The organism is Serratia sp. X10, from assembly GCF_017811775.1.
Classification (GTDB): Bacteria; Pseudomonadota; Gammaproteobacteria; order Enterobacterales; family Enterobacteriaceae; genus Serratia; species Serratia ureilytica.
Genome location: NZ_JAEIOH010000002.1, coordinates 357669 through 382381, shown reverse-complemented (window position 1 = coordinate 382381; position 24713 = coordinate 357669). Strand labels below are relative to the sequence as shown.

Genomic DNA, 24713 nt, shown 5'->3' with positions numbered 1-24713 from the left:
GCCGGCGGGGCCGCAATGAGGGATATCCCTCAATCCCCCTCGCACTGGCAACGCTCAAGTGGGGTGCCGTAGCGCGACAATGAACGTTTCTTCGCTGACGCCGGCATATTCGTACCGGCACTTTCTCACCGGCACCTGGAAGTAACGCTCCAGGATATCCTCTTGCAGCAAGGCGTTTTTATCGCCAAACATGCACTGTCGCTTATTCATCAGCAGGCACTTGTCGGAGATGCGATCGGCGTAATGCAGAAAATGCGTATTCAGCACGATCGTCATCTGCCGCTCTTTGGCGAGGCGCCAGAGCATCTCGATCATTTTAGCCTGATTGTAAAAATCCAGGTTCGACTCCGGTTCGTCGAGGATCATGACGTCGGGGTCCGCCGCCAGCGCCTTGGCGAAATAACACATCTGCAATTCCCCGCCGCTGATCTGATTGATGTTTTTCTGCGCCAGCGGCGCGATCTCCAGCGCGTGCAACACCGCCTGCGCCTTGGCGAAATCTTGCCGTCGCGGCCCGGCGAACCACCCCGCCTGGCGAGCGCAGCCGAAAGTGACAAAATCGAGCACGCCATACGCGAAATGCGGCGTTTTCGCCTGCGGCACATAGGCCAGTCGGGCGGGCCGATTGTCGATGCGGCCGATCTGGCACACGCCTGACAGGGGCCGGCACAGGCCCGCGACATGTCTCAGCAGCGTGGTTTTACCGGCGCCGTTCGGCCCGAGCACGCTGAGGATCTCACCGCGTTTCAGATGAAAACTGACGTTGTCGAGAATGGGCTCGCACCCTTTGAACCCCAGGGTCAACTGGCTAACGGTGATCATGTTTGCTGCTCATAATAAAAAGGAGGGCGAAAAGCGGCGCGCCGATCAGCGCGGTCAGGATGCCGATCGGGATTTCAGCGTAGGTGGCGCCTCTGGCGATATTGTCGATCACCAGCAAAAACAGCGCCCCGCTCAGCGCCGAAGCCGGGATCAGGCGACCGTGGTTATACCCCAATACGCTTCGCACCAAATGCGGGATCACCAAGCCGACCCACCCCACCACGCCGGCCAAGCTCACCGAAGCGGAAACCAGCAGAGAGGCGGCGATCAGCAACAGGATCTTCAGTCGAGGCGGATTCAGACCGGCGATGCGCGCCTCGTCGTCACCAAGAGAGAGAATGTTCATATTCCACCTGAGCCGGTAGATAGTCAGGTAACACGCCGCAAACAGCGGGATCAGCCAATAAACCTGCGCTTTCGCTACCGAAGCGAAGCTGCCCATCAGCCAGAAGACGATCGCCGGCAAGGTATCCTGCGGATCGGCGACATATTTTATGACCGAGACAAACGCGATAAACAGCGACGCGATAATCATGCCGGACAAAAGCGTGGTGAGCGCATCCTGCCGGCGTTTGAGGCGGCAGATACCGAGCACCAGCAACAGGCTCACCACGCCGAAAAGAAACGACAGCAGCGAACTCAGGGCAAAAGGCAAACTCAATAGAATGCCCAGCGCAGCGCCAAAGGCGGAGGCGGAAGACGTGCCCAGCACGTCCGGGCTGGCCAATGCGTTTTTCAGCACCGCCTGAAAGGTCGCGCCGGCGACCGCCAACCCGCCGCCCACCAGCATCACCGCCACTACCCGCGGCGCGCGCAGGTTAAAAATCACCGAATAGCGGGCCTCGTTTTCCCCCGGCATGTTCCCCTGCCATAAAATCTGCGCCACATCATGGGCCGACAAGGCGTAGCGGCCGGCAAACAGCGATGCGAAGGCGACTGCACACAGCGAAATGAACAATCCCGCCATGATCGCCGCATATTTTCCTCTGCCCGGCATCCCCAAGCTCCTCCAATGGATTAACGCTATTCAACCGTGGCGCTAGCGTTGCGCCAGCACCTCATCCAGCAACCGGTCAGGGATCGCGTAGGAGAACATCGTCTGATAATAACGACGCGTCTCCTGCCGCAGCGTCTTGTCGCTAATGTCTTCGGGCGCGTATCGGTTGATCATGAACAGCGGCAACAGTGACGTTTCCGCCGACAGGCCCCCCCAGTTGTGAATGCCCACCGGCGTCGAGAAAACCTTGCCGTTTTTCACCGCCCTGAGCGTCTCCCACGCCTGGCCGGGGATCCCCCCATGCAGCAGCGCTTTTGCGCTGCCGAACACCACGAAAATCACATCCGGGTCCCAGGCCATGATCTGCTCCATCGACACGTTGATGTACCTGCCGGCATCGCCCTTCACCGGCAAATCCCCGGCGACGTTATCCATGCCGGCCATTTTCAGATAGGTGTCGCCGTAGGTGTGCGGGCCGCTCACCTTCAGCTGCCTGCCGTCGCTTTCTTCCAGATACAACGCCCTGACGTGCTGCGCGCGGATGGCTGCGGCATAGGGGCGGATCTGCTTCAGGGTCCTTTCCCAGGCGTCTTTGAATTTATGCGTGCGCGGCAGGCCGAGGGTGTCGGCGAAGGTATTTTCCCAATACACCTGGGTGACCATCGGCTGGTATTTGGTCTTCCCGCCGGCGTCCAGATCGACCGTCATCACGCCCGCCCTTTCCAGCCGATCGTCCTGGCTTTTGCCGTAGTAATAAATGATGTCGGGCCGCAGATTCATTAACGACTCCATGTTGACCCGATAGTCCTTATTGATGAAATCGGACGTGATCCTGCCGATGTCAGGCTTCATGTCTTTCAACACATGCATATCGGCATGCATGAATGCCCAGGGGCCGACGCCGACGACGTGCCGATAGGCCGCCTCGTTGGCCAGGATCACGCCGAAGGGACAGTTGCCGGTGATGACGATCCGCGGGTAGCTGCCGGGCAGCGTTTGCGCCGCCGCGCTCTGCGGCAGCGCGGTCGCTTGCGGCTGGCTGGCACCGGCGCAAGGCAGCATCGGCAAAGCGGCAATCGCCAGCAAGGCGGCGGCGATGAATGTCAGTTTTACGGCCATGAGGCCTCCTGCGCGCACGCGCAATGGCGCGCGTTGATGAGCGGTGTCAGGCCGAGGCGGCGATGCCGGCGGCCATGATGGTGATCCCGGCAACGAAAACGATCGCCGCGGTGGCGACCGCACCGCCGCCGACCAACGCGGCGGTTTTTCCTTCGGAAATCTCTTTTCGCTGCAGGAAAGAGAGTTGCGACAGGGGAATGATTTTTCCGCTGTCGGCAACGATGTCTTTCGGTTCAACCTTCGCTACCGTCAGCTCGCCGCCGCTGCCGTCCTTCAGGCCGTATTTCAGCCGATCGCCGACATACACCGGCGGCTGCAACAGATAATACGGGCTATTGAGCCCCGCCTCTTTTTGTTGCAGCGCCACGTCGTGGTAGGTCGAGCAGCCGCTGAGGGAAAACGCCGCCATCCCGATAATGAGCGGCACTAGATGGGTGAATCGCATGGGAAACCTCGAACGTGCTTATTTGCTGGTTTTTAACGTAACGGCGGACTTGAAGCGCATATAGCTCACGGCCAGAGAGAGAAACGAGAACGCCGCCCCCGCCATTAAGCTGATAGTCGTCGCTTGCGCGCCGCGCATATTGAAGAAAATCGCCACTAACGCCGAACCGACGATTTGCCCGATCAACCGGGAACTGCCCAACAGACCGCTAGCGATGCTGCTGTTTTCATGAGAGACCGAGGTCATGATCAGCAGGTTGTTCGGTGATTGAAACAGGCCGAAACCGATGCCGCAGAGCGCCACGCGCCATACGATCGCCCCATTCGACGGATCGGCCGGCAGGTTGGCCATCAGCAGCATGCCGGCCAACAAGCAGGCGAGGCCTGACAGGGCGACGAGATTGGGATCGTATTTCTTGGTCAAATCGCCGGAAATCAACGACGACACCATGGTGGCCAGCGGCCAGGCGGTCAGCAGCAGGCCGATTTCCACCACGTTTCTTTGCAGGACATTGTGGAAATAAAAAGGCAGCGATACAAAAGCCAAAAGCTGGGTGCTGTAAGACAGCATCGACATCAGCAAAGACAATGACAGCGTCGGGTTATGCAGCATCGCGATCGGGATCAGCGCGGCGTTGGCCTTTCTTTTCTGATTGATGTACAGCCACCCGGCCAGTCCGGCGAATACCGCAAAGCTCAGCGCCGCCGCCGGCAGATGGCGGGTGGTCATGCTCATCGTGCTGAGCGAGAAAGCGATAAACAGCACAAACACCAACAGGGCGCCCCCGCTGTCGAAGCCAACGCTGCGCCGCTCGCGGGAGCCCAGAAATATCACGCTCAGCAGCAGCGACAGGCAGGCGATGGGAACATTGATGGTGAACAGCCAGTTCCAGCTCGTTTGAGAAAGTATCGCCGAGGCGATGGACGGCCCGGCGGCGGCGGAAACCGACACCACCATCACGTTAATCCCCAGGCCTCGCCCCAGCAGCCTTGCCGGGTAGATCTCCTTAATCAGCGCCGCATTGACGCTGAGCACCGCCGCCGCGCCGAAGCCCTGTATCACTCGGAACGCCGTCAGCATCGCCAGCGTGTCGGAAAGCGCGCAACCCAACGAGGAGAAAGCAAACAGCACCACCCCGGCCATAAAGATTTTTTTATTGCCCACCGTTCTGCCCAGCGCCGCAAAGGGCATCAACGACGCGACGACGGCAAACTGGTAGGCATTGATAATCATGATGGAGGCCGATTCGGAAACGGCGAAATCTTTCGCGATCACCGGCAGCGCTACGTTAGCGATGGTGCTGTCGAGCATGGCGATGACCGTGCTTAACGAGACGGCGAGAACCGCGAATAGATTTAGCGTCTCTTTTTCCTGGTGTTTAAAAGTCATGTTAACGCTCCAAAAACGTGGGTGTCTTTATGCCGGCATGCCGGCGGCAAAGACGCCGTTTTTATCAATTTTTGTAATTACGTTATAACATATCATTATTGGATGGTAATAAATCTCATTTGAAATATTGGGTTGCATAGTGTTTCAAAATAAGAATTAACAAATGAAATACAAATAAATCACAATATAAACATTCAATCAAATAACCATACTCAGCATAAAAAACCGGTTTATTTATAGAATGACATTAAAAGTAACAGGCGCTAACAGACGACGATGATGCCGGCACAAATTGTTATGTTATAACAATCAAACCTTCCCTTTATGCGGGTTAACCTTATGGCTAAGAAGGACCTTTTGAACACGCGCTTGTCCCGCCGCAGAATGATGCTGGCCGGGCTGGCGGCTCTGGCGCTCAATAGCGCCGTTTCTCCGCTGGCTAGCGCCCACGGCTTGCCACGCCCCAAAAAACAGGCGGGCCCTCAGGGTGCGCGAAAACGATTCCTGGTCATGTTGGATCCCGGCCATGGCGGCATCGACTCCGGCGCCATTGGCCACACCGGTTCGCTGGAAAAACATGTCGTTCTGGCGATCGCCAGAAACGTGCGGGCGCAGCTCGATCGACACGGCATCGATGCACGCCTGACGCGCGACAGCGACGTTTTTATTCCGCTGTACGATCGGGTGGAGATCGCGCACCGGCATGGCGCGGATCTTTTCATGTCGATTCACGCCGACGGCTTTACCTGCCCCAGCGCCTGCGGCGCTTCGGTCTTTGCGCTTTCCACTAAGGGCGCCAGCAGCGCGATGGCGAAATACTTATCGAACAGTGAAAACGCGGCGGACGATCTCGCCGGCCCCCACGTCATCAAGAAAGATCGCTATTTGCAGAAGATACTGTTTGATTTGGAACAAACGGAAACCATCAAAGAAAGCCTGACGCTGGGCTCGCACCTGATCCAACATATTGCGCCTATCCATCATTTGCATGCCAAAAATACCGAACAGGCGGCCTTCGTGGTGTTGAAATCCCCATACATTCCTTCGGTATTGGTGGAAACCTCGTTCATCACCAACCCTGAGGAAGAAAGGCTGCTGGGCACCCCTGCATTCCGAAATAAAATCGCCACCGCCATCACGCAGGGGATCGTCAGCTACTTTAAACACGTCACGCACGCTTAAGCTTCACCAGGACGGCAAGCCGGCTGGCTTGCCGCGCACAGGGACGGCGTCATCATGATAAAATGCAATCCTCGCGCTTTTTCGGCGAGCCTGTGGCTCCCGCTGCTGGCCCTGTTGCCGCGCAGCGCCTTCGCCGTGCCGCTGACGGTATCGCAACACAGCAGCCTGAATTTCTACGGCACGATTATCGCCAGACGCTACAGCGGTCAAAGCGAACGCGACGACGGCGACCGCAGCTATCTCTATTTCGGCCTGATCGGCAAAAAAAAGATCGCGCCGCGCTGGCGGGCCTACGCCCATTGGGAATATACCGTCAGCTTCGCCGACGCCACCCGAAACAGCACCCGGCTCGCCTACCTCGGCGTGCAGAACGCCGCCCTGGGCAGCCTCGATATCGGCCGCAACTGGGGCGTGCTCTATGATGTGACCGCCCTGACCGATCGCTCCCCGCTGTTCAGAGAAATGGCCTACAACTACATCGACAACTTTATGCGCGGTCGGGCGCACAACCTGCTCACTTACCGCAAACCTTTCAGCCTGTTTCAGCGGCACGCCGCCCTCGCGCTGCAGTATCAGTTCAAAGACGGCGACGATCGACAGGCGCTGGGCAAACAAAACGGCAACGGGTTCGGCGCCTCCTTCCGCTATGCGCTGACGCCGACGCTCAGCCTCATCGCCGCCGCTTCGGCGTCTCAAACCACGCAGCGCCAGCAACGCACCGCCGGCTATCGTCGGCGCATCGATACGCTGGCCGAGGGGGTTCTCTATGCGTCGAAAAAAATCTATCTCGCGGCCGTGTTCACCCAAAGCGACAACGCCATCAGCCCGCAACAAACCGCTAACCGCGGCTCGGCGTCCAGTTATGAAGCGCTCGCCAAATATCGGCTGACGGACCGCATCCAACCCAACATCGGCTATACCCGTTTGATACAGGCCCGGGCAGGCCGCAACACCGACTTATTGAACTACGAGGAGTTGGGCGTGACCTGGTTGCTCAATAGCAACATGCAGGTGTTTATTAACTATGAATTCAATAACCTTTCCCAGCACGCCCCCGGCGTCGATGCGTCGGACAAACTCGATATGGGCATCAGCTATCACTGGTGACGCGCTGCCGCAGCCAATAAAAAGCCCCGCCCGGTGAGGGCGAGGCTCGCTCGCGCCGATCGAGACGGTGCGAGAGGATCATGAGGGCAGAGTGATGACAGGGTGCCGAATGCGCCTGCTTATGGCGTGACGGACGCCTCAGCGCGGCGCTTGCGCGTTTTTCCACTCCCGCCAAATCGTTTCCAGCCCGGCGCGATACGTCGTGACGGCGAAGTCGGGAAAACGCTGTTTGAACTTGGTCGAGTCGAACAGGTTATCGTGCTCGTAGCGCGGCAGCAGCTCGCGCATCTCACGTGCCCCGGACGAAACCAACCCTGCGGCGATCAACGCCCATTTGCCGATAACGGAATATGAAATGTCCTTCCCAAACACCTCGCAGGCCAACGCGGCGAACTGCGCATAGGTGAGCCGCTCGTCGCAGCACGGGAGATGCCACGTCTGGCCGAACGCGTCGGGCGTATTGCCGAGCCGGGCTAACCCACGGCTGGCGTCGGGCGTCCAGATCAGCGTGCGCAGCCTGTCGTCGCGAACCGGCACGCGCGGTTTTTCCCCCGCTTTCAGCCTGTCGACGATCAGCGCATTGGTGAAGCTCTGCGTTTTTCCCGGCCCATAAAACTCGGGCGCACGGCCGATCAGCACGGGGATCTGCTTGCGCTCCATCTCGTTGAGCACCTTCTCGGTCATCAGGGCACGCACCCGTCCCTTGCGCCCCCGAGGCGCGAACGGCGTCGATTCCGTCTGCGGCTCGCCGCTCTGCGGATACATATAGGTATTGTCGAAATAAACAAAGGGCACGCTCGCGGTACGGCTGGCGTCCAACGCATTCTGCAGCATGGTCGGAAATTGCCGCTCCCACAGCGCCGAATCCGGCGGCAGGCCGGCGGCGAAATACACCACGTCGCTGCCCTTCACCGCCGCCAGGGTCTGCTGTGCATCGAGCAGGTCGGCCGCGACCAGCGTATCGCTGTCGTTGACCTTCCTCGGGTTGCGGCTGACCAATCTTAAATCATCGGTGTACGCGCGCTTCAGTTCACGCGCTAGCTCTTGGGCGATCTGGCCACTGGCGCCCAGGATCGTTTGCATTGGCGTTCCTTATCGCAATGAAAAAAACTCCGCCCACGCAGGGCGGAGCAAAAGTGCTTGTTCGCGCTTAACTGTTCACGAACGCCAGCAGATCGGCGTTGACCTGATCGGCATGGGTGGTCGGGATGCCGTGCGGCGCGCCCTTATAGGTATGCAGCGTGCCGTTTTGCACCAGCTTGGCCGACAGCACGCCGGAATCCTGATAAGGCACCACCTGGTCGTCGTCACCGTGGATCACCAGCACCGGAATGGCAATCTTCTTGAGATCTTCGGTGAAATCGGTCTGCGAGAAGGCGACGATGCCGTCATAGTGCGCCTTGGCGCCGCCCATCATGCCCTGGCGCCACCAGTTCCAGATAATGGCCTCCGACGGTTTGGCACCCGGACGGTTATAGCCGTAGAACGGGCCGGCGGGCACGTCGTAATAGAATTGCGCCCGGTTGGCGGCCAGCTGCGCCTGGAAATCATCGAATACCGATTTTGGGGTGCCCTGCGGGTTACTGTCCGTTTTCACCATCAGCGGCGGCACCGCGCTGATCAGCACCGCTTTGGACACCTTGTCCTCACCGTGGCGCACGATGTAGCGCACCACCTCGCCGCCGCCGGTCGAGTGGCCAACGTGCATGGCGCCCTGTACGCCGAGATGTTTTACCACCGCGGCGACATCATCGGCGTAATGATCCATGTCGTGCCCTTCCCACACCTGGCTGGAGCGGCCGTGGCCGCGGCGATCGTGCGCAACCACGCGGAACCCTTTGTTCACGAAGAACAGCATCTGGGCATCCCAGTCATCGCTGGACAGCGGCCAGCCGTGGTGGAAGTAGATAACCTTGCCGTTTTTTGGGCCCCAATCCTTGTAGAAAATCTCGACGCCATCGCTGGTCGTTACATAACCCATGTCGTTTCTCCCATTTACCTATGGTTAAAAAAGAAGGTTTATACTGCGCACGGCACCGGGATCTCTGGCTCCCTCATCCCGGTTGGCCGACGATCTTGCGTTGATCGTTTAACGAGTATAGGTTTAAAGTTCACTTTAAGGTCAAACACAATTCGGCAAACCGCATTCCCGCTTTCACTCGGCATCAGGAGAATTCAAGTGCAGGGAGATGACATCCTCATGACGATGGAGCCGCGGCTTGCCGCCCAGCGCCACGCCTTCCTGCGCGACGGCGCGCCGACGATGCAACAGCGCAAGGCCGCCCTGCGCCGCCTGCGAAGCGCCATTCTGGCCCAGCGCGCCGCGCTGGCGGCGGCCGTCAGCGCGGACTTCGGCCACCGTTCGCCTTACGAAACCGACATTCTGGAGATTCTGGTCACCGTTCAGGCGATCGATTACCTGCTGCGCAACCTGAAACGCTTCATGAAGCCGGAGCGCCGCCACGTCGCCCTGCCGTATCAGGCCGCACGCGCCTATGTGCAATATCAGCCCAAGGGCGTGATTGGCATCATGGCGCCGTGGAACTATCCCTTCTCGTTGACCTTCATCCCGCTGGCCACCGCCCTGGCCGCCGGCAACCGTGTGATGCTGAAACCTTCGGAGCTCGCGCCGCATACCAGCCGCCTCATCGAAACGATGCTGACGGCGCTGTTTCCCGCCGATGAGGTCACCGTCGTGACCGGCGGGCCGGACGTCGGGGCCAGATTCAGCGAGCTGGCGTTCGACCATCTGGTGTTCACCGGCAGCACGGCGATCGGCCGTCAGGTCATGCAGGCGGCCGGCAAACATCTGGTGCCGTTAACGCTCGAACTGGGCGGTAAAAGCCCTGCCGTCATGGCGCGCGGCGCGGTTAACGCCAGAAACGTCAAGAGCGTGGCATTCGGCAAGCTGTCGAACGCGGGTCAGACCTGTATCGCGCCCGATTACCTGCTGGTTCATCAGGACGATCTGGCAAGCTTCATGGCGCTCTATGACGCGGCGGTTAAAAGCTTTTATCCCGACGGGCCAACCGGCGACGACTACGGCGCCATCATCAACGACAGGCACTATCGCCGCCTGCAAGCGCTGCTTGCCGACGCACAGGCGCGCGGCGCGCAACTCCATCCGGTCGGCCACCGCCCGGACTCGGCGTCTGAACGGCCGAACACGCTGGCCCCTACGCTTATCGTCGGCGCCCCCGATGACAGCGCGATCATGCAAGAAGAGATCTTCGGGCCGCTGCTGCCGGTGCGCACCTACGCCACCTTTGATGAAACGATCGACGTTATCAACGCCGCGCCGCGCCCGCTCGCGCTCTACTACTTCGGCCCGCCGGGCGAGGATCGGGACCGGCTGCTGGCGCGCACCGCCTCCGGCAACGCCAGCATCAACGCCACCCTGCTGCACTTCGCCCAGGACGATCTGCCGTTCGGCGGCATCGGCCCCAGCGGCATGGGGGCCTGTCACGGCATCGAAGGATTTCGGGCGCTGAGCCACGCCAAGGGCGTTTTCATCCAGAGCCGCTGGCGCTTTACCGACCTGCTGCGCGCGCCGTTCGGCAAGCTGGCGGACGCGGTGCTCGCGTTCATGTTGCGGCGCCGATAACGCGGCGTGTTGACTATCAATAGCACATCCATAAATCGCCGCAAGCTATCACAATATTCACTCATTCCTATTTTATCTCTCCGCCGCCGCTGACTAAGCTTAGCCATGAGTCACCCTTTGCCCGTTGGCGGCGGGGGTGACGTAAATCGATTGAGTTCAGTTATTTAGCGCAACACCCGACGCAAGCCTTACCCGCATGCCTTGTTAACCGCTCCACGCCCGGCGGCTGGAGCATCTTTACGGAAGCAGAGAGCGCATTATGACAACTGAAAGCAAATGCCCGTTTTCGGGCGGCAAGCAGCCCGCACCGCAGAACGGCCCCACCAATCAGGATTGGTGGCCTAATCAGCTCAGCCTGAAACCGCTGCACCAGCACTCCCCCCTGTCCGATCCGATGGATAAAGACTTCAACTACGCCGATGCCTTCAACAGCCTCGATCTGGCGGCGGTCAAACAGGATCTGCACGCCCTGATGACCGACTCGCAGGAATGGTGGCCGGCGGACTTCGGCCACTACGGCGGCCTGTTCATCCGCATGGCCTGGCACAGCGCCGGCACCTACCGCATCGGCGACGGCCGCGGCGGCGCAGGCGAAGGCCAGCAGCGCTTCGCCCCGCTCAACAGCTGGCCGGACAACGTCAGCCTCGACAAGGCGCGTCGTTTGCTGTGGCCTATCAAGCAGAAATACGGCCGCAACATCTCCTGGGCCGACCTGATTATCCTGACCGGCAACGTGGCGCTGGAATCGATGGGCTTCAAAACCTTCGGCTACGCCGGCGGCCGCGCCGACACCTGGGAGCCGGACGACGTCTACTGGGGCTCTGAGAAGATCTGGCTGGAACTGAGCGGCGGGCCGAACAGCCGCTACTCGGGCGACCGCGATCTGGAAAACCCGCTGGCGGCGGTACAGATGGGCCTGATTTACGTCAACCCGGAAGGCCCGGACGGCAATCCCGATCCGGTGGCCGCCGCGCGCGACATCCGTGAAACCTTCGCCCGCATGGCGATGAACGACGAAGAAACCGTGGCGCTGATCGCCGGCGGCCACACCTTCGGCAAGACCCACGGCGCCGGCCCGGCGTCTCACGTCGGCGCCGATCCGGAAGCCGCCGGGCTGGAACAGCAAGGCCTCGGCTGGCATAGCACCTTCGGCACCGGCGTCGGCAAAGACGCCATCACCAGCGGCCTGGAAGTCACCTGGACCACCACCCCGACCCAGTGGAACCACGACTTCTTCCGCCACCTGTTCGAATACGAATGGGAGCTGAGCCAAAGCCCGGCCGGCGCGCACCAGTGGGTGGCGAAAGACATCGGTGAAACCATTCCCGACGCCTTCGATCCGAACAAGAAACGCCGCCCGACCATGCTGACCACCGACCTGTCGCTGCGCTTCGATCCGGCCTACGAGAAGATTTCGCGCCGCTTCTATGAGCACCCGGAGGAGCTGGCTGACGCCTTCGCCCGCGCCTGGTTCAAGCTGACCCACCGCGACATGGGGCCGCGCGCGCGCTACCTCGGCCCGGAAGTGCCGCAGGAAGCGTTGATTTGGCAGGATCCGATCCCGGCGGTCGATCATCCGCTGATCGATGAGCAGGACATCGCCGCGCTGAAAAACGCCGTGCTGGCTTCCGGCCTGTCGGTGTCGGCGCTGGTCTCCACCGCCTGGGCTTCCGCGTCCAGCTTCCGCGGCTCAGACAAGCGCGGCGGCGCCAACGGCGCGCGCATTCGCCTGGCGCCGCAAAAGGACTGGGCGGTCAACCAACCTGCGCAGCTTGCCGCGACGCTGGCCAAGCTGGAGAGCATCCAACGCGCCTTCAACGATGCGCAGACCGGCGGCAAGCGCGTCTCGCTGGCGGATCTGATCGTGCTGGCCGGCGCGGCGGGCGTGGAACAGGCGGCGAAGAACGCCGGTTTCACCCTGACGGTGCCGTTCGCCCCGGGCCGCATGGACGCTTCGCAGGAACAGACCGACGTGGACTCCTTCGAGGCGATGGAGCCACTCGCCGACGGTTTCCGCAACTTCCTGAAGGGCAAATACCGCGTGCCGGCCGAAACGCTGCTGGTCGACAAGGCACAGCTGTTGACCCTGACCGCACCGGAAATGACGGTGCTGGTCGGCGGGCTGCGCGTGCTCGGCGCCAACGTCGGCGGCACGCAGCACGGCGTGTTCACCCATCGCCCGCAGGCGCTGACCAACGACTTCTTCGTCAACCTGCTCGACATGGGAACCACCTGGCATCCGGCGAGTGAGGACGGCCTGTTCGAAGGCCGCGATCGCCGCAGCGGCGCGGTCAAATGGACCGGCACCCGCGTCGATCTGGTGTTCGGTTCGCACGCGCAGCTGCGCGCGCTGGCCGAAGTCTACGGCAGCGCCGACGGGCAAGAGAAGTTCGCCCACGACTTCGTCGCCGCCTGGAACAAAGTGATGAACCTCGATCGTTTCGATCTGGCGTAACTTAGCGACAGCACAAAGCCCGCCACGGTAAGTCGGCGGGCTTTTTTATTTGAGGGTAAAAACCGACGACACAACACATAAAAATGACTAACTGATTGATAAAATTTATAACCCCATGATAGTTTAGGCGATTAAATGCATACAAAGACAATTTAAAAATATTAAAAATCAATTAAATAGGAGTAATCATGGACGATATTAATGTTTACGGAGAAACAGGAATATTTATCATTAAAGAACAAATTTTCAGCAAAAATGGACTCCCGTCCATAGGACACTTCTCTCCTTCTGCTGTACAAATCCAGCGCTACGTCTACCAATTGCGTAAGGAACAAGAGGTTTTTTGGGAGGGGCGAAAGATCGACTATACACAGCTCGGCATTTGGGAAAAATTTAAGATACTGATGGGCAACGACTTGGTCAGTAGAGACAAACAAGGGGGCAGCACGCTCTATTCACTGGAGTTCGCCGGATTTGAAACAAGAGTAACGCCTCTGGATGGAGCAAAAGCCCCCCCTCCCCGACTTTTTGGGGAAATCCTATAAGATTAACGTACCCACACCTTACATTTATGGCCAAGATCCTATCCCAGAGATGAAGCTCTATGGCAGGAAAGACGTCTCATTCATTATGAGCAACGGTGGACAATCAGCCCCTACTGCAATGGCAAAATACAACAAGACGACCAAGAATCTGATAATGATTCGTACTGAACTAGAAATGAAAAATTTGATGTTATCCTTGAGCAGCGCCAAGGAGCTAAAAAAATGAAGAAAACGATGCTGTTCATTAGTCTGATAGTCATTTATGGTTTTATTGGTTATTTTCTGCACCACCCAATGGCAAAGCTCTACTTTGCCGGGAAAACATTGTTTGTTTCTGACGTTGCAGCAACGGTCGTTACCCAGTTTAAGGCCGCCGGGATTTTCATTTTGTGCGGTGTCATCATCCTGACGCAGATCGTACTGACAAAAAAATCAAAATCCCTTAGACGATATGCCGTTATCTATAGCACTTGGGTGGGTATCCACTTCGTCTACCTTCTCGTCATCTTGATACTTAAGAGCAAGTTCCTAGAACCTCTCAACAAAATCCCGATGGATGCAATTGCTATTGAACAGTTTAACCTTGCTGGCCCAGCGCTTATTTCTCTGGTTTTAACCTGTTCGTCGCTATGGCTCGTCAACAAGTCAGGACAATCAGCACGCAATGTCTAAACAACCGAGAATCCTGAATAGTCTACTCAACTGTTACAAAAAGACCTTCACCTACTCAGGTCGCGAAAGCCGTGGGCCTTATTCAATGCTGCTTTTGTGCCAGCACGTTTGGTTTCTGCTTTATCTCGCTGTTATCGCCAGCAAGATGAATGAGATTTCCATTTTCGCGCTTGCAGCGTTTTTGCTGCCTATGCTAGCGGCCAATGTGCGCCGTTTGCACGATGCGGGTTACTCCGGTGGTTGGTGCCTGACCTGGTTCTGCTTCACACCCTATGTGATGCTGATCTTCGCGCTGTTCCTTCCCGCAAAGAACCTCAACAATCCTTACGACGATCGCCCAAACCTGGCGTAAGCCCCCTCAACGGCCTGCTTCGGCGAGCCATGGCTGGCGCCGCGATATTCTCTTTTCCCGCTTATTCGTATTTACTCAACAAGTCATATAAAAATTTGATGGGCGGCAATTCTTCTAATGCTGTATTTATATTTAGAGGGCAATGAAGAACGTAAATTCAGCGCGCTAATACGATATATCCCAGCAAGGAGAAGACCGTTATGGATTATCCTCGATACACCTCAACACGCGACGAGGCGGGCCTCATTATCAGCACCGTCCCTTAGCGGCAGCGGGTTTGGCCGGCAAAGGCGCCCCATCGTTTTACGCCATAAAAATAGATGATCTGCACCTGCGCGATATTCGCCCAGGCGTCTGACGTTAGCCCTTCGTTAATGTTTCACGGCGCGCATTGCGCTTTTCGTTTTTATTTTCAGCCGACGGGAAAGCTCATGGAAAATTACGCTTCACTCAGGAAAATAACCGCTACCTGGAGGTCAACATGCAACATATTATCGGCATTTCTTCTCGTCGGCTGAGGATATCAGCCCTTGCGCTGCTGCTCCCGGCGATGTCATGGGCGGCCGATACGGCGTCTGTCGCCGTGGGGCCGCAGTATGACACCACCCATGTCTACGTCGAACGCGGCAAAATGGATGCCTTTGTCGACAGCATCCTGAAAACCTTCGGCGGCACCAGCACCGAACGCGTGCTGGTCAACGTCACGCCCACGCCGAGCGAAACCTACTCCCAGCTGATACTGACGCCGGCCGGCAGCTTCTCGGTGTTTGATTTCAAAACGCCGATCCCGCATCCGTTTGGCGCCGAGCGCAACGGTTTTCTGGTCAGGGATATGGACGCCGCCATCCGGCAAGCCAAGGCCGCCGGCGCCGATGTGCAGGTCGAACCCTTCGACGATCCGATTGGCCGCGACGCGGTGATCCAGTGGCCCGGCGGCGTCAACATGCAGCTTTATTGGCACACCAAAGCGCCCAACTACAAGCCGCTGCTGAGCGTGCCGGAAAACCGCCTGTATCTCTCCGCCTACCGCGTCGATGACTTCCTGAAAAGCTATCAGGCGTTCTCGCACGCCAAGGTGGCGAGCGACGCGCAAGTCAGCGATGCGGCGATCGGCCGTAACGGCAACGGCAAGATCCGCCAGATCGAACTGGACTCCCGCTTCGGCAAAACGCGCATTTTCGTCACCGACGGGCATCTGCCTTATCCGTTCGGCCATGAGCGCACCGGCTATGGCGTCGACGATCTGTCGGCCACGCTGGCCAAAGCGACGGCCAGCGGCGCGCAGGTGCTGTGGCATTCGACGGCGGCGGAACGCCGCGCCTCGGCGCTGGTGAGTTTCCCCGGCGGCTATATCGCCGAAATTCACCAGACGGCTAAATAAACCCAAGGCGCGCTGCGGCGCGCTTTTTTCTTCGGATATCCATGATGAAACGCACGCTACCTGCACTGTTGCTGTTCTCCACGCTCCCCGCGCTGGCGGCGGAGCCCGCCGCTTCCCCCTGGAAAAACATCCCGTTGGGCGATGCGGCCACGTTGTCTTTCGACGGTTCACTGCGCGAGCGCTATGAATGGACGGATCAGCGGGATCTGAACGGCGGACGCGACGACACCTTCATGCAGCGCTTGCTGGTTGGCGCGCGCCTCGACTACGGCGACTATGTCGGCGCCTATGTGCAGGTGGGATCGTCGCTGGCCACGCCGCGCGACCGCGGGCGCAAGCCGACCGACGAAGATCATGCCTACCTCGGCCAGGGCTATGTGGATATGAAACTGCCCACCGCCTACGGCCTCGGCACCCTGCGGATCGGTCGCCAGGAGATTGCGCTGGGTTCGCTGCACCTGCTGGGCACCCGCGACGGTCCCAACGTACGCCGCGCCTTCGACGCTATCCGCGCCAGCTGGGTCAAGGACAAAAACCGCCTCGACGCCTTTATCGGCCACCCCATTACGCTCAAGACCGGCAGTTTCGACGACGATACCGACAACAGCCAAAAGGTGTGGGGGCTGTACGGCACCACGCCGCTGACGCCGCTGGCTTCCTCGCTCGATCTTTATACCTTCGGCTTTGAAGATAACGACGCCCACTACGCGCAGCTCAGCGGGCAAGAGCGGCGCTACACCGTCGGCGCGCGCATTTTCGGCGCGGCGCAGGGCTTCGACTGGGACAATGAGGCCGCCTGGCAGTTCGGCAGCGCGGAACAGCGCGACATCCGCGCCTGGTCAGCGTCGGCGCACGCCGGCTATACGGTGAACGACTGGCGCTGGCGGCCGCGCTTTGGCGGCAAAATCGGCATCGCCAGCGGCGACAAAAACGGTCACGACGGGCAGCTCAATACCTTTAACGCCATGTACCCCAAGCTGCCCTACCTGACCGAGAACGGGCTGGTGGCGCCGGCGAACCTGATCGCCATCCATCCTTCGGTCACGATCACGCCGTGGCAAACTCTGTCCATCGACTTCAGCTGGGACGCGCTATGGCGGCAACGCCGCGAGGATGCCTTCTACCTCGGCCCGATGCGTCCGGTGAAAGGCAGCGCGCAGGGCTCGCGCTTTATCGGCAACCAGTACCAGGTCGAAACCACCTGGACGCCGCGCAGCGATCTCCAGTTCAAGGTGGCCTATGTCTACTTCGACGTCGGCCACAGCCTGCAGCAACATGCCGGGCTGAAAAACATGAACTTCGTGCTGGCGCAGGGCACCTACAGTTTTTAACGCCAAGCCAAGAAAAAAGGCGCCGAACAGGGCGCCTCGTCTGTCTTACACCGCTTCCAGCTCCGCCGCCAGGGTGGCGACCAGCTCCGCCGCCGGCATCGGCCGCGCCAGGCCCACGCCCTGCCCGGCCCACAGCGACATAAACTCCGCGCGTCCGGCCTTGGCCGCCGCCTGGCGAATATCGCCGGTGAGCGCGTTCTGCACCGGATAAGGCAGGATCTGCGCCTCTTCCGCGCGCATCTGCCGCATGAAATCATTGACGATGCCGCGCGCCGGGCGGCCGCTGAAGGCGCGCGTCAGGCTCGTGCTGTCATCGCCGGCGTTGCGCAGCGCCGCTCGCCAGGCGTCGGCGATGCCCGACTCCGGGCTGCACAGGAATGCGGTGCCCAGCTGCGCCGCCTGCGCGCCCAGCAATTGCACCGCCGCGATGCCGCGCCCGTTCATGATGCCGCCTGCGGCGATCGCCGGGATCTTCACCGCCGCCACCACCTGCGGCAGCAGGGCCATCAGGCCAACGCAGGACTGTTCGATATCGCCGAGGAAGGTCGGGCGATGACCGCCCGCCTCCGCGCCCGAAACGCAGACGAAGTCGGCGCCCGCCTCTTCCCAGGCGCGGGCTTCCGCCACCGTGGTGGCGGTGCCAATCACCCGACAACCGGCCTTCTTGAACTGCGTGACCGTGGCGCGCGGCAGCACGCCGAAGGTGAAGCTGACCACCGGCGGCGCAGCCTCCAGCAGGGCCGCGATCTGGTCGCGGTTGTTTTCGGCGAATTGGGTTGGGATCGGCGGCTCGCTCAGCCCCAGCGCTTCGCGGAACGGCCGCAGCTGATGCTGGGCGCGCTTGAGCTCGGCGAGATCCGGGTGCTGCTCATCGAGCAGAAACAGATTGATGTTGAACGGCGCGGCGGTCTGCGCGCGGATCTGCTGCACGCGCTCGAGGATCACCGCCGGGGAAAACAGCGCCGCCGCGCACGATCCCAGCGCCCCGGCGTTGCTCACCGCCACCGCCAGCGCCGGCGGCGACGCGCCGTTCATCGGCCCCTGAACGATCGGATAGCGCAGCCCAAGCTCGCGGGCAAAAGCAGAAGGTGCCGTCATCAATATGTCTCCCTGTGCTGACTACATTCGTCTTACGGCGGCCGCGCCGCCGAACCGACCAAAAGCATAGCACCTTCTCACCGCCTGGCCGTGCAGTTAATGCTTCACCTGACGCCGGTCGAGCGACAGGAAGTGATGCACCACCGGTTTCTCAGGGCCGATATGGAAGCGCAGCGCCTCCTGCTGCAGATCGGCGTCGGCGTGCGATACCCGCTGGTGCTGCCGCAGATGCTCCGCCCAGGACTCCACCAGGAACCACTCCATGATGCATTCCGGATCGCCGGTGTGCTCAGTGATGCCCCAGGCGTAAGCGCCATCGCGGCGACGCGCCCGCTCCAGCATCAGCAACGTACGCAAGAATTGCGGCCGATCCTGCTCGCGAATGCGGTACTCCACCTGAATCATCACCGGGCCGCGATCGTTCTCGACCGGCGTGTTAACCAACGGCTCAGGCCAATGGTTCGACGGCTGCAGATCGGCCTCGCCGGTCGGCAGACGCAGGCGGTGGAACAGCAGCCCCGCCGCCAACAGGCCGACGCCGCCGACCAGCAGCGTGGCGGCCACGCCCAGCTCCTGCGCCACCAGCCCCCACAACAGGCTGCCCGCCGCCATCGCGCCGTTGAACACCATCAGATAGATGGCCAGGCCGCGGCCGCGCACCCAGTTAGGCAGCACGCCCTGCGCCGCGCCGTTGAGCGTGGTCAGCGCAATGATCCAGCCGGCGCCCAGCACCAACAGCAGCACCACCGCCAGCCACTGCGGCGGCGCCAGCGACAGGGCCGCCATTACCGCCGCCGTCAGCACCGCCGCCAGCAACACCAGCCCGTCGGCGTTCAGCCGCTGGCGCAGGCGCGGCAGCACGATCGCCCCGAGGATCGCCCCGGCGCCCACCGCCCCCAGCAGGACGCCGTAAAAACCGGCGCTGCCGCCCAGCATGCGGCGCGCCACCAGCGGCAGCAACGCCCAGACCGAGCTGGAGAAGGCGAAGAACACCGCCGCCCGCAGCAGCACCACGTGCAACTCGCGGCTGGAACGGGCATAGCGCAGCCCGGCGCGGAAGGCGCCGAAGAAGTGTTCCGACAGGCCGCTGTCCTCAACCTTCGGCCGCTTCCACCACAGCAGCGCCGCGATCACCAGCACATAGCTCATCACGTCCGCGCCGTAAGCCGCGCCGGCGCCGAAGCTGGCCAGCAGCAAACCGCCGGCCGCCGGGCCGATGGAGCGGGCAATGTTGATGCCCAACGAGTTCAGCGCCACGGCGTTTTTCAGCTCGGCGCGCGGCACCAGCTCCGGCACGATCGCCTGCCAGGTCGGCCCCATCAGCGCCGCGCCGATACCGCCGACGAAGGTCAGCGCCAGCAGGTATTCCACCGTCAGCGCGCCGGTCTGCGACAGCAGCAACAGGCTGCCGCTGACGCAGGCCAGCAGAATTTGCACGAAGATCAAAAAGCGTCGCCGATCGAGAATGTCCGACAGCACCCCGGCCGGGATAGCCAGCAGGAACACCGGCAGCGTGGCGGCGGTTTGCATCAGCGCCACCGCCGAAGGGTTGCTCGACAGGTCGGTGATCAGCCACGAGCTGGCGACGTCGCGCATAAAACTGCCGACGTTGCCAAGCACCGTAGCGCCCCACAGCACCGCAAATAATGGAATTTTCAGCGGCGCGAAGCCGCCCGCCGTCGCCTTGTTTTCCGTCTGTTCAGCCATCCGTTCGCTCCTTCAAATCGTTAAATGCCACCAGCAACAGCGCGCCGGCCAGCCCGAGGTGTTCAAAAAATCCGTTCATCATCTGGCCGCGATCCGCCCCGTCGAACTGCCAGAACGGATTGGCCATCAGCGTCGCCATCAGGGTAAAACCGGCCAGCGCCAATGCGCCGAGCCAGCGATAAAAACCGCTCAGGATCAGCGCCGACGCCGCCAGTTCCAGCAGCGTCACCAGCACGGCGAACAGCGCCGCCGGCTGCAGGCCGAAGTGGGTCATCTCGGCGATGGCGCCCTCAACGTTCAGCGCCTTGACCAGCCCGCCCTGAATATAGGCGGCGCAGATCGCGAGCAGCAGCACCCAGCGCACCGCAGGCGCGTGCAGCCGCTGCGCGCAGCGGGCGGCGATAACAGTCAGGTTCATCACGCCCCCTTAAAACGGCGAATTCTGGATGAAGGCCAGCAGATCGGCGTTGAAGCGATCGGGATCGGCCTGCGCCAAACCGTGAGAGCCGCCGGCGTAAACATTCAGCTCCGCCTGTTGCATAAGCTTAGCGGCTTTCAGCGCCGAGGCGCCGATCGGCACGATCTGATCGGCGTCGCCGTGCACCAGCAGCGTCGGCTTGTCGATCGCCAGCAGATCGGCGGTGTAATCCACTTCGGAGAACGCGCGCACGCAGTCGTACTGCCCTTTCACGCCGCCCTGCATGCCCATCAGCCAGAAGCTGTCGATCAGCCCCGCGTTGCTCTCCACCTCGTCGCAGTGTAAGCCGTAGAACGGCACCGCCAGCTCTTTGAAGAACTGCGAGCGGTTGCCCGCCACGCCGCTGCGAATGCCGTCAAACGCCGCCATCGGCGTGCCCTCTGGGTTGACCGGCGTCTGCAGCATCAGCGGCGGCACGGCCCCCACCAGCACTACCTTCGCCACCCGATCGCTGCCGTGACGGCCGATGTAGCGCGCCACTTCGCCGCCGCCGGTGGAATGGCCGACCAGGATCAGATCGCGCAGATCCAGCGTTTCGATCAGCAGGGCCAGATCGTCGGCGTATTGGTTGATGTCGTTGCCGTGCCAGGTTTGATCAGAACGGCCGTGGCCGCGGCGATCGTGGGCGATCACGCGGAACCCGCTCTGGCCGAAAAACAGCATCTGGTTGTCCCAGGCATCGGCGGACAGCGGCCAACCGTGCGAGAACAGGATCGGCTGGCCGCGCCCCCAATCCTTATAGAAAATGCGTGCGCCATCGGGCGCGGTAAGAGTGCTCATGACGTGTTCCCCGCTCGGTATCGAATTGGATTCTGGACGGGTTAACAGTACGGCAGGCGCAAAGGCAGTGATAACGGAATAATTTTCGCATGATCGCGAGTTTTTTTGCTGAAGAGGCCGGCGCAGCCGCCGGCTCAGGAAGACAGGGAAACGAGGCCGCTTAACGGCTGTGGTGATGCTGCAGCCGTTCGCTGCGGTAGGCGCTCAGCAAACACCAGCCGAGGGCGATCAGCGCCAGCGGCGCGGCGACGAAGCCGATGTTGCCCATGCCCAGATGCAGGCTCACCTGGTTGCCCAGCAGCGCGCCGCTGCCGATGCCGAAGTTGTACAGGCCGGAGAAGATCGCCATCGCCACGTCGGTGGCGTCCGGCGCCAGGCTCAAGACCCTGGCCTGCATCGACAGGCCGATCGCCATGATCGCCATGCCCCAGAAGAGGCACAGCACCGTCAGATGGCTTTCGCTGCCGGCGGCTGGCAACAGCAGCAGCAGGCTCAGGGCCAGCAGCGTAATGGCGCCGATAAAGAAGCCGGAAGGAAAACGCTCGCTGTAGCGGCTGAACAGCAGGCTGCCGACGATGCCGGCGGCGCCGAACAGCAACAGCATCAGCGTGGTGAAGTTCTCCGACAGCCCGGCCACGGTCTGGATAAACGGCTCGATGTAGCTGTAGGCGGTGAAGTGCGCCGTCACCACAATGATGGTCAGCATGTAAAGCGCCACCAGCGCCGGGCGCTTGAACAGCAGCGGCACGCTGGCCAGCGAACCGGAGTGCTCGCTTTTCAGCACCGGCAGCAGGCGCCACAGCAGCACCAGCGCCAGGGTGGCGCACACCGCGATGCCGATAAAGGTCATGCGCCAGCCGAGCAGTTGCCCGACCACGCGCCCGAGCGGCAACCCGAGCACCATCGCCAGCGCGGTGCCGCCCGCCAGCAGGCTCAGCGCCTGGGCTTTCTTGCCCGGCGGCGCCACGCGGATCGCCAGCGAGGCGGTGATCGACCAGAATACCGAGTGCGCCAGCGCCACGCCGGCGCGCGAGATAACCAGCGTGGTAAAGTTCCAGGCCACGGCGGTCAATATGTGGCTGGCGATAAACAGCATGAACACGCCGATCAACAGTTTGCGGCGCTCGATCTTGCTGGTCAGCAGCATGCACGCCAGCGAGGCGGCGGCGACGATCCAGGCGTAAATGGTAATGATCAAGCCGACCTGTTCGGTTTGCATCGAAAAGCTGGCGGCGATATCGCTCAGCAGACCGACCGGAATAAACTCGGTGGTGTTGAAAATAAAGGCCGAGACGGCGAGGATGACCACGCGCAACCAGGCGGTTGAGCGGGAAACGGGAGCGTGTTCCATGGTAAAAAAAATCCGGACAGGTGCGGGCAAGTCGCGATATTTTAACCAACCGGCCCGCTAAATGCGATACGCGTCACATTTTAATTGTGTGGTTTTTTTCACCGCCCGGCGACACGCTCACCGACGCACGGTTGCCAAAATGCTGTGCTAATCTATTGAAGCGTACCAATTTTTCCTGCCGCTCTTCCCCGGCTGCCCACGCGCCGCGCCGAAGACCCGCGCAGTGTCCCTTTGGCGTTTCCTGAGGCGAGGTCATTATGATGTCCGCGATTTATGATTGGTCCGTACTTGCCCTGCGCAATGTTTACGATCGCCGCATCCAGGGCCAGCCGGTGCTCGACAGCGCGGCCCTCTTCCCCGACGCCGAACGCTTCACCGCCCAATGGCGGCAAATCCGCGAAGAGGCGCTGACGGTCGCCCACGATCTGCACAATATCCCGCGCTTCCACGAGATCATGAGCCAGCAGGCGTCCATCTCCGCCAACGACGCGCGCGACTGGCGCATGTTCATCATGAAGGCCTATGGCCAGCCCATCCCGCGCAACCTGGCGCGCTGCCCGACGCTGGCGGCGCTGATCGCCTCCTCGCCGGACGTGCTGTCCGCGTCGCTCTCCTTCCTGGCGCCCGGCAAACAGGTGCCGCCCCATCGCGGCCCGTTCCGCGGCATTCTGCGCGGCTATCTGGTGCTGGACATGCCCAAACGCGCCGACGGCGCGCCGGCGGCGGTGCTGAAGGTGGATGGCCGCGAATACCGGCTGCGCGAAGGGGAGTTCATGCTGTGGGACGATACCTTCGAACACGAGGTATGGAACGACAGCCCGCAGGTGCGCACCGTGCTGCTGCTGGACATCCGCCGCCGCGACATGCCCGGCGGGCTGCGGCTGCTCTCCAGCGCCATCATCGCGCTGGTGCGGCTGAACGTGCGCTGGATGCAGCGCCAGTTCTGACTGCGGCGCACAGGCGATTAACCGCCCTGAGAAGCCAGCCACTGGCCGGCGGTGGTGGCGGCCATGCCCTGGCGCGCATTGAAGGTGTTAGCCTTATCCCAGGCCACGCCGTCGGGCCGGGCGAAAGCCAACCGGTATTTCGCGCCGACGTCATGCGGATGATTCCTCACCTCCGCCTGCAGCCGCTCTTTGTTCAACAGGACTCTGTTGACCTCCACGCCCCAGTGCGCCTGCATAAGATCGGCAAGCTCACGGTAGGTCAGCGTGTCCCCGGCGATATAGACCACCTGGTTGCGAAACGCGGGCCGATGGAAAAAAATCGCGGCCGTCAGCCGGCCAATGTCCTCGGGAGTGGTCAGCGTCACCGCGTAGCGCCAGTCGCCCAGCGCGCGCACGGTTTTACGTTCCGCATCCACCACGCCAAACCCCGAGTCAAACAGGTAGCTGGTGAAAATGCCCGTGGAAACAATCACCCACTCCGTTGCGCTCTGCGCGCGCAGCAGGTGACGCACCTCGAGCTGTTCATCCCACACCGGCTGCCCGCTGCCTTTACCGACGACATCGTAGTCCACGCCGAACTGCCACGGGAAGTAGCGCGCCACGCCGGCCTGCAAAACGGCCTGGGTGATCTTTATCTGTGTGCCCGCCCCGCCGACAAAGCAGCTGCAGTTGATCACCGCGTCGAAGGAACGGAATAGCGCGCTCAGCGCCTCCACGCCGTTTTGCTGCAGATCGCCTTCCACCACGGCGATGCCGAGCCGCGCCAGCTCATCCCGCCGCGCCCGGAGCGGGCCGCTCACGGCGCGGGCGGCCTCCGGCCGGAGCAGTACGCTGATTTTTAAAGATGGAGATAACCGAGCCTGCCGGCTCATCGCCCGCAATACCGGCAGCCCCAGTTCGCCGGCGCCGAGTATGAGCACGGTATTGATGGATGGATTGGTGGATTTCATG

Annotated in this window: 23 protein-coding genes; 10 read left to right on the top strand and 13 right to left on the bottom strand. The window is 61.1% G+C overall.

Translation table 11 applies throughout. The annotated features are described in order from the left end of the window. Positions 1–54 precede the first annotated feature (54 nt). From J9788_RS07275 to J9788_RS07255, 5 genes are read right to left on the bottom strand one after another with little or no spacing between them, the layout of a single operon-like run. Positions 55–822 carry an ABC transporter ATP-binding protein gene (locus J9788_RS07275; protein ID WP_182264181.1) on the bottom strand — a complete coding sequence of 256 codons (768 nt, stop codon included), beginning with the start codon at positions 820–822 and terminating at the stop codon, positions 55–57. Beyond that, positions 809–1819 carry an iron ABC transporter permease gene (locus J9788_RS07270; protein WP_046896419.1) on the bottom strand — a complete coding sequence of 337 codons (1011 nt, stop codon included), beginning with the start codon at positions 1817–1819 and terminating at the stop codon, positions 809–811. The genes J9788_RS07275 and J9788_RS07270 overlap by 14 nt, the downstream gene beginning before the upstream one ends. A gap of 42 nt (positions 1820–1861) precedes the next feature. After that, positions 1862–2938 (bottom strand): ABC transporter substrate-binding protein, encoded by a 1077-nt coding sequence (locus J9788_RS07265; protein WP_235430893.1) that lies wholly within the window; start codon positions 2936–2938, stop codon positions 1862–1864. 46 nt (positions 2939–2984) lie between these two features. Beyond that, on the bottom strand, positions 2985–3383 hold the full coding sequence (locus tag J9788_RS07260) for a hypothetical protein (RefSeq protein WP_227414444.1): 399 nt from the start codon (positions 3381–3383) through the stop codon (positions 2985–2987). Between the two features lie 18 nt (positions 3384–3401). Beyond that, positions 3402–4772 carry an MFS transporter gene (locus J9788_RS07255; RefSeq protein ID WP_046896417.1) on the bottom strand — a complete coding sequence of 457 codons (1371 nt, stop codon included), beginning with the start codon at positions 4770–4772 and terminating at the stop codon, positions 3402–3404. Positions 4773–5111: 339 nt separating this feature from the next. On the opposite strand from J9788_RS07255, the gene amiA reads away from it, so the two are divergent. Both amiA and J9788_RS07245 read left to right on the top strand, forming a co-directional pair. After that, positions 5112–5954, top strand: a complete 843-nt coding sequence (amiA, locus tag J9788_RS07250; protein ID WP_033643732.1) for an N-acetylmuramoyl-L-alanine amidase AmiA — start codon at positions 5112–5114, stop codon at positions 5952–5954. 54 nt (positions 5955–6008) lie between these two features. Continuing rightward, on the top strand, positions 6009–7061 hold the full coding sequence (locus tag J9788_RS07245) for a porin (RefSeq protein ID WP_182264180.1): 1053 nt from the start codon (positions 6009–6011) through the stop codon (positions 7059–7061). 138 nt (positions 7062–7199) lie between these two features. Here J9788_RS07245 and J9788_RS07240 read toward each other — a convergent pair whose 3' ends face one another. Next, the gene (locus tag J9788_RS07240; RefSeq protein ID WP_182264179.1) at positions 7200–8144 is read right to left on the bottom strand and encodes an NAD-dependent epimerase/dehydratase family protein; all 945 of its coding nucleotides are present in this window, start codon (positions 8142–8144) and stop codon (positions 7200–7202) included. A gap of 67 nt (positions 8145–8211) precedes the next feature. Continuing rightward, the gene (locus tag J9788_RS07235) at positions 8212–9042 is read right to left on the bottom strand and encodes an alpha/beta fold hydrolase (protein ID WP_046896414.1); all 831 of its coding nucleotides are present in this window, start codon (positions 9040–9042) and stop codon (positions 8212–8214) included. 219 nt (positions 9043–9261) lie between these two features. Between J9788_RS07235 and J9788_RS07230 the strand changes: the two genes are divergently transcribed. The 7 genes from J9788_RS07230 (at position 9262) to J9788_RS07200 (ending at position 17401) form a co-directional block, all read left to right on the top strand. Continuing rightward, entirely contained in the window at positions 9262–10665 is a 1404-nt protein-coding gene (locus J9788_RS07230) for a coniferyl aldehyde dehydrogenase (protein ID WP_182264178.1), read from the top strand. 259 nt (positions 10666–10924) lie between these two features. Then, positions 10925–13120 carry a catalase/peroxidase HPI gene (katG, locus tag J9788_RS07225; RefSeq protein WP_046896412.1) on the top strand — a complete coding sequence of 732 codons (2196 nt, stop codon included), beginning with the start codon at positions 10925–10927 and terminating at the stop codon, positions 13118–13120. 188 nt (positions 13121–13308) lie between these two features. Continuing rightward, positions 13309–13665, top strand: a complete 357-nt coding sequence (locus J9788_RS07220; RefSeq protein WP_182264177.1) for a hypothetical protein — start codon at positions 13309–13311, stop codon at positions 13663–13665. Between the two features lie 222 nt (positions 13666–13887). Continuing rightward, a complete protein-coding gene (locus J9788_RS07215) occupies positions 13888–14337 on the top strand; it encodes a hypothetical protein (protein WP_046896411.1) in 450 nt (149 codons plus the stop codon). Further along, positions 14330–14689 carry a DUF805 domain-containing protein gene (locus J9788_RS07210; protein WP_046896410.1) on the top strand — a complete coding sequence of 120 codons (360 nt, stop codon included), beginning with the start codon at positions 14330–14332 and terminating at the stop codon, positions 14687–14689. The genes J9788_RS07215 and J9788_RS07210 overlap by 8 nt, the downstream gene beginning before the upstream one ends. Before the next feature lie 481 nt (positions 14690–15170). After that, complete coding sequence (locus tag J9788_RS07205; protein ID WP_241427851.1) at positions 15171–16070, top strand: VOC family protein; 900 nt, start codon at positions 15171–15173, stop codon at positions 16068–16070. Between the two features lie 41 nt (positions 16071–16111). After that, positions 16112–17401, top strand: a complete 1290-nt coding sequence (locus tag J9788_RS07200; RefSeq protein WP_046896408.1) for an alginate export family protein — start codon at positions 16112–16114, stop codon at positions 17399–17401. Positions 17402–17446: 45 nt separating this feature from the next. Here J9788_RS07200 and J9788_RS07195 read toward each other — a convergent pair whose 3' ends face one another. The 5 genes from J9788_RS07195 to J9788_RS07175 all read right to left on the bottom strand — a co-directional run bounded on the left by J9788_RS07195 (position 17447) and on the right by J9788_RS07175 (position 22815). Beyond that, entirely contained in the window at positions 17447–18499 is a 1053-nt protein-coding gene (locus J9788_RS07195) for a nitronate monooxygenase family protein (RefSeq protein WP_046896407.1), read from the bottom strand. A gap of 96 nt (positions 18500–18595) precedes the next feature. Then, positions 18596–20206 (bottom strand): MFS transporter, encoded by a 1611-nt coding sequence (locus J9788_RS07190; RefSeq protein ID WP_099784436.1) that lies wholly within the window; start codon positions 20204–20206, stop codon positions 18596–18598. Further along, positions 20199–20624 carry a DoxX family protein gene (locus J9788_RS07185; RefSeq protein ID WP_046896405.1) on the bottom strand — a complete coding sequence of 142 codons (426 nt, stop codon included), beginning with the start codon at positions 20622–20624 and terminating at the stop codon, positions 20199–20201. The genes J9788_RS07190 and J9788_RS07185 overlap by 8 nt, the downstream gene beginning before the upstream one ends. 9 nt (positions 20625–20633) lie before the next feature. Then, on the bottom strand, positions 20634–21464 hold the full coding sequence (locus J9788_RS07180) for an alpha/beta fold hydrolase (protein WP_182264176.1): 831 nt from the start codon (positions 21462–21464) through the stop codon (positions 20634–20636). Between the two features lie 160 nt (positions 21465–21624). Next, positions 21625–22815 (bottom strand): sugar transporter, encoded by a 1191-nt coding sequence (locus J9788_RS07175; RefSeq protein ID WP_046896403.1) that lies wholly within the window; start codon positions 22813–22815, stop codon positions 21625–21627. A 260-nt stretch (positions 22816–23075) separates the two neighbouring features. Between J9788_RS07175 and J9788_RS07170 the strand changes: the two genes are divergently transcribed. Beyond that, the gene (locus tag J9788_RS07170) at positions 23076–23762 is read left to right on the top strand and encodes an aspartyl/asparaginyl beta-hydroxylase domain-containing protein (RefSeq protein ID WP_033641388.1); all 687 of its coding nucleotides are present in this window, start codon (positions 23076–23078) and stop codon (positions 23760–23762) included. A 17-nt stretch (positions 23763–23779) separates the two neighbouring features. Here the strand turns inward: J9788_RS07170 and J9788_RS07165 are convergent, their stop codons facing one another. Then, entirely contained in the window at positions 23780–24712 is a 933-nt protein-coding gene (locus J9788_RS07165; RefSeq protein ID WP_182264175.1) for an aromatic alcohol reductase, read from the bottom strand. Between the last annotated feature and the right edge of the window lies 1 nt (position 24713).